At 21.4% G+C, this 309-nt stretch carries 1 protein-coding gene; it reads left to right on the top strand.

From position 1 onward, the window contains the following. Positions 1 to 138 precede the first annotated feature (138 nt). Positions 139 to 309: DUF3867 family protein (locus BN899_RS20895; protein WP_147568612.1), on the top strand; the 171-nt coding region annotated here is incomplete at its 3' end.

Consider the following 309-nt stretch of genomic DNA (forward strand, 5'->3'; position numbering starts at 1 on the left):
ATTCACTAATAATATTAAGGAAAATTAATGAAAATTAATGAAAATTTAATTAAATAATTAAGTTTAAAAGAAAGTACATCTATCTAATATATATGATATAATCATATACAAGGAAAACTTTAGCTAGGAGGAACTAAGATGTCAGATGATAGAATAATCGATTTTAATGATTTAAAAAACAAAGTCAAAGATGCTGATGTAGATAAATTTGAGCAATATATATATAATTTATATTTTTCTGTTATGGATGGAAGTTTGACAATGGCTGAATTTTCAAGAAAAATATTTGATTACATGAATGAGAATAAT

It is taken from the genome of Faecalimicrobium dakarense (assembly GCF_000499525.1).
GTDB lineage: Bacteria > Bacillota > Clostridia > Peptostreptococcales > Peptostreptococcaceae > Faecalimicrobium > Faecalimicrobium dakarense.